The 4,635-nt window shown below is 43.6% G+C and carries 6 protein-coding genes; 1 reads left to right on the top strand and 5 read right to left on the bottom strand.

Annotated features, from left to right (window positions below; genetic code table 11):
- The 4 genes from IJJ71_RS07060 to dut form a co-directional block, all read right to left on the bottom strand.
- A partial coding sequence (locus IJJ71_RS07060) for a tRNA-guanine transglycosylase (RefSeq protein WP_296846127.1) occupies positions 1-186 on the bottom strand: 186 nt, incomplete at its 3' end.
- A gap of 53 nt (positions 187-239) precedes the next feature.
- Positions 240-1,310: an LptF/LptG family permease gene (locus IJJ71_RS07055; protein WP_296846126.1), complete on the bottom strand. Its 1,071-nt coding sequence runs from the start codon at positions 1,308-1,310 to the stop codon at positions 240-242.
- The gene (locus IJJ71_RS07050; RefSeq protein ID WP_296846125.1) at positions 1,307-2,731 is read right to left on the bottom strand and encodes an LptF/LptG family permease; all 1,425 of its coding nucleotides are present in this window, start codon (positions 2,729-2,731) and stop codon (positions 1,307-1,309) included. Before IJJ71_RS07050 ends, IJJ71_RS07055 begins: the two co-directional genes overlap by 4 nt.
- Positions 2,731-3,171 carry a dUTP diphosphatase gene (gene dut, locus IJJ71_RS07045; RefSeq protein WP_296846124.1) on the bottom strand — a complete coding sequence of 147 codons (441 nt, stop codon included), beginning with the start codon at positions 3,169-3,171 and terminating at the stop codon, positions 2,731-2,733. Before dut ends, IJJ71_RS07050 begins: the two co-directional genes overlap by 1 nt.
- Positions 3,172-3,273: 102 nt before the next feature.
- Between dut and IJJ71_RS07040 the strand changes: the two genes are divergently transcribed.
- On the top strand, positions 3,274-4,380 hold the full coding sequence (locus tag IJJ71_RS07040) for an ABC transporter substrate-binding protein (protein WP_296846123.1): 1,107 nt from the start codon (positions 3,274-3,276) through the stop codon (positions 4,378-4,380).
- Positions 4,381-4,414: 34 nt separating this feature from the next.
- Here IJJ71_RS07040 and IJJ71_RS07035 read toward each other — a convergent pair.
- The coding region (locus IJJ71_RS07035; protein WP_296846122.1) for a hypothetical protein at positions 4,415-4,635 on the bottom strand (221 nt) is incomplete at its 5' end.

The following is a 4,635-nucleotide window of genomic DNA, read 5'->3' as shown; positions in this document are numbered from 1 at the left end:
GTTGGCAAGAATGATTTCAAATCCGATTTCTTCCAAATCATCTTTTGTGAGAGCCTTAACTGTGGCGTTAGTTCCGACAGGCATAAAAACAGGAGTCTGAACGTCTCCATGCGGAAGATGCAAAGTGCCCGTGCGAGACGCGCCGTCCGTTGATTCGTGTTTGATTTCAAAAATATTTTCTATCATTTCAAAACGAGTATATCACAAAAACAAGCGGCTGTCAGTTATAGGCAAGGAATTTATGTGCGGGCGTATCTCAAAACCACCGCCGCAATCACGACGAACATGAAAACCGGGAACCACGCGCCCATAAAAGGAGAAATCGCTCCGAATTTTGCGAGAAGCATCGTAATCATCTGCGTGACATAGAACAAAACTGCCGCGCTGATGCACGAAGCAAGGCTCATCAGCATGACATTTTTGCGGGTTTTTCCGCTCAAACCAACCGACAAAAATACAACGATGAACAGAATGAACGGAAATGAGAATTTTTTGTAATAAAGGCTCTGAGGCTCCGCGAAAGGAAGGCCCGCTTTCTGCAAATGCTCTATGTAAACTTTTGCCGTGGCAGAATCAACGGTCTCAACGCTGATTACATTGTTCTGGAAAGTCTCAGGCGGCTCAGTAAGCTTTTTCGTAATATCAGATGAAACAGCTCCTGCAGTTACAGTTCCGTTCTCCTGAGTATACTGGACTGCCCCCGACAAAAACCATCTGTCATCATGCCAGCTGGCAGAATCAGCACGAATCACGGAATTCAGAGATTTATCCTCATTGCGGACTATTATATAGAGGGAATTAAGCCGTTTTGAATCATCATCATAAAATTCAGCCTTGTAGCAGATGTTGCCGTTATCACTTAGGATTACTATTTTGTCATTATTCAGGGATTTATCCTTATTGAGGACTTCTTCCTGCTCGGCCGTTTTTTTGGCATAAGTCGGAACTACAATCTTGTCATCGAAGAAGAAAAGCGCGAAACTCATTCCGAAAGCAAAAACGAGAAGAGGAAATGTGAATCTTGTGAGGGAAATTCCCGAAGCGAAAATCGCAATCAGCTCGTTGTTTGCGTACAAATCACTGAGAGTGTAGGAAACTGCGAAAAGCATGGCAATCGGCGTGGCATACCACAGGCACTTAGGAACATAAAGCCCCATAATTCTTAGAACTTTTAGCCCCGGAACGCCGTTAGAGATGAAATTCCAAAGATTCATCATCAAATCGACCATGATAAGGACAAGGGCAAAGAAAACGATTGCTCCGAGAAAAAGAGGAATGACTTTTCTGAAAAGATATTCGACGATTTTCATTTACGCAAAAGCCTCAGATAGAAAAGGATTCCCGCCCCGCCTATGAACAGGTTTGGTGCCCACATTGTCGTAACACCGTAAACGCCTGTGCGCGAGCTGAAAATCTGCCCGACAATGCTCACAGCCCAGTAGAACACGGAGATAAAAAGCCCGATAATCAGGCCGATTGTCTGTCCGTTGTGCTTTCCGAAAATCAGCGCGAGCGGCATTGCCAAAATCGCGAAGAAAATTGAGCCGAACGGAACCGAGAATTTTTTTGCCATCTCCAAATTGTAGCGGTTGCGTTTTTTTGGCGTGACATCGGGATCTTTTTTCATTTCCTTGATTTCTTTGTAAAGGTCGTAGCTCGTCATCTCACGCGGAGAAACTACTGAATTGTTTTCAAGGAATGTTGATTCAAAAATATTCAGCTCAACATTCTCGCTCATCAGGACATCGTAATTGTTCTTCTTGTCCTGACTGAACATAAGAACGCTCGCATCATTCATAATCAGCTTCATAAGAACGCCCGGTTCCGTTGCTTTTCTTACGGCCGAAGCATCAGCGACTATAATCCTCTGGCCACCGTCTGAGTCAGTATCGAAGAAAATCAGGTCGCTCACATTCTCACCGTTGACATCACCGATTACGAGAGTCTTGTCATTAGTCCTTTTTATTGAATTTGACTCCAGCTCAACGGCCGGATTTGAAGTGAGGATTGAACGGTAAAGCTTGTTGTAGTTGAGAGTTCCAAGAGGAAGAAGATAATCGTTCACGAAAAAAGAAGCGAATGAAATCAAGACCCCAAGAATAAGCACAGGCTTTAAAATCACACGGTAGCCCTGACCGCTCGCACGGAAAATCAGAATCTCGTTTTCGCTCGCAAGACGCCCCAGGCACATCAAAAATCCGACCAAAGTTGCGAACGGAGCCGACTGAGCAATGACCATAGGAAGGGAATATGCGATGAGCCGCATTACATCCATGACAGGAACGCGTTTTTTGAGGATATTCTCGGCGACCAAAAGAATCTGATTGACGAAGAAAACCATGAAAAAGAAGATGAACGCGATGAAAAAGTAAAGGAAAAGTTCCTTCATGAGGTAGCGGAAAATGACATGGCGGTTGATTCCGGTGTCTTCCTGCATTGAAGTTGCAAGAAAAGAGGAAAGCCTTTTTAAGCCGAGTTTTCCTACGGCACGGCTCAGAATTTTGGCTGAAAAATTAAGAAGATTAAATTCGTTGTATTTTAAAAGAAGCGATTTTGCGAATTCCTCAAGCCGTTTTTTTGCCCCGCTTTTTGCCCATGTACGACGGTAGAATATTATGGAAACAACCGCACGCTTTACAGGGTAAAATGCAGCGGATTTTTTTAATCGCTTGAGAAATTCAGATTTTTTCTTTAAAAGAAGCTGACGAAGCTTCCAGATTGGACTTGGCATTACTTTCCTGTGCTTCCGAAGCCGCCTGCTCCCCGTTCAGTTTCGTCCAATGAAGAAACCTGCTCAAAAACACCAATCGTGACAGGAGCGACGACAATCTGTGCGATTCGCTCACCATTTTTGACCTCAAAATCCTCATCGCCCAGGTTTACGAGAATGACTTTGACCTCGCCGCGATAATCCGAATCAATAGTTCCCGGAGTGTTCAGGACTGTAACGCCGTTTTTTGCGGCAAGGCCTGAACGCGGCCTAACCTGTATTTCATATCCTTGTGGAATCGAAAAGAAAAGCCCGGTCGGAATCATGGCACGAGAGCCTTTTTTGATGATTACTGGCTCCGAAAGGAAAGCGCAGATATCTGCACCCGCAGCCCCGCTAGTCTTATATTCAGGAATAACTGCCCCTTCTGAGGCAACGCACTTAATTTCGATTTTATTCATAAAAGAATTATAAAATAAAGTTGCGATTTTTTAAAGTCAGCCTTACAATAAAAAGATATTCAAAAATAGGTATCCAATGGTTTCTTGGATGCAGGAGGTTATATGAAAAGAATATTATCATCAATCATCGGGCTTGCAATGTTATTCACACTTGCATCTTGTAACAAAAAAACAAACAACAGCACGAATGCAGAAAGCGCAGGAGGAGAATTCAGCGAGCTTATTGAAGCGGCAAAAGCAGAAGGAGCGCTGACAGTCTACGGTTCATGTGAGGAAGAATACATTGCCGCCGCCGTAAAAAATTTTGAAAAAAAATACGGGATTCCTACAAAATATCAGAGACTTTCAACATCAGAAGTTTACACTAAGATTTCTGAGGAACACGGAAATCCATCCGCAGATGTTTGGTTCGGCGGCACGACAGATCCATACAACGAGGCTGTAGCTGCAGGTCTTCTTGAATCATATCAGGCAAAGAACGCAAAGAACCTCATCAGCACAGATTACAAAGATACAACAGACTGCTGGTACGGAATCTACAAAGGCATTCTTGGCTTCATGGTCGATCAGGAAGAGCTTACTGCACGCAAACTCGAAGCTCCAAAAACATGGGACGATCTTCTCAAACCTGAGTACAAAGGTCTCATCATGCTCTCAAACCCGAACACAGCGGGAACAGCAAAACTCGTAATCAACACAATGATTCAGATGAAAGGCCACGATGCGGCAATGGAGTATTTCAAGAAGCTCGACAAAAACATCGCTCAGTACACAAAATCTGGTTCAGGTCCTTCAAAAATGGTTGGTCCTCACGAGTGTGTAATCGGCGTTGGCTTCCTTCATGACGGAATATACCAAATTCTCCAGGGCTACAACAACATCGGTCTTGTAGTTCCTGCAGACGGAACTTCATTCGAAATCGGCGCAACCGCAATCTTCAAGGGAGCAAAACATCCTAACGCAGCAAAACTTTGGATTGAGTACGCACTTTCTCCAGACTGCGTAAACCTTGCAAAAGAATCTGGCTCATATCAGTTCCTCGTTTTGAGCAACGCAACTCAGCCAAAAGAAGCAGCACAGTTCGGCCTCGACATGAACAATACAATCAAGTATGACTTCGAGGATGCAAAAAAGAACAGCGCAAAATATGTAGAGGACTTCTTCAAGGCACTTGAAAGCGCGGCAGATGACCGTTTCAAGACGAAATAATTATTAAAATTAGCGACCAAAAAACAAAAACAGACTACCAGCAAGAACGGCACATTAGAAACTCAAGGTTGGGCGTAATAGGAATCTGACTCGCTTGCGCTCGCACGCCCAAATTGAGTTTCATGTGCCAACCTTGCTTACCGTCTGTTTTTGCATTTTTTTTCATTAGTTCAATCATTATTTCAGCTTTTAGCATAGGAACTTCGGCTTTTTGCATCAAAAAAGGAAAAAATATATGGAATATAAAAATCAAGG

Origin of the sequence: Treponema sp., assembly GCF_017430385.1 — a bacterium.
Classification (GTDB): domain Bacteria; phylum Spirochaetota; class Spirochaetia; order Treponematales; family Treponemataceae; genus Treponema_D.
The sequence above is the reverse complement of the archived record's forward strand: the minus strand, read 5'-3'. Positions and strand labels throughout refer to the sequence as shown.

Excerpts from the sequence above, each read along its gene's own strand:
- IJJ71_RS07055 (WP_296846126.1), bottom strand. The coding sequence starts at position 1,310 with ATGAAAATCGTCGAATATCTTTTCAGAAAAGTCATTCCTCTTTTTCTC.
- IJJ71_RS07050 (WP_296846125.1), bottom strand. The coding sequence starts at position 2,731 with ATGCCAAGTCCAATCTGGAAGCTTCGTCAGCTTCTTTTAAAGAAAAAA.
- dut (WP_296846124.1), bottom strand. The coding sequence starts at position 3,171 with ATGAATAAAATCGAAATTAAGTGCGTTGCCTCAGAAGGGGCAGTTATT.
- IJJ71_RS07040 (WP_296846123.1), top strand. The coding sequence starts at position 3,274 with ATGAAAAGAATATTATCATCAATCATCGGGCTTGCAATGTTATTCACA.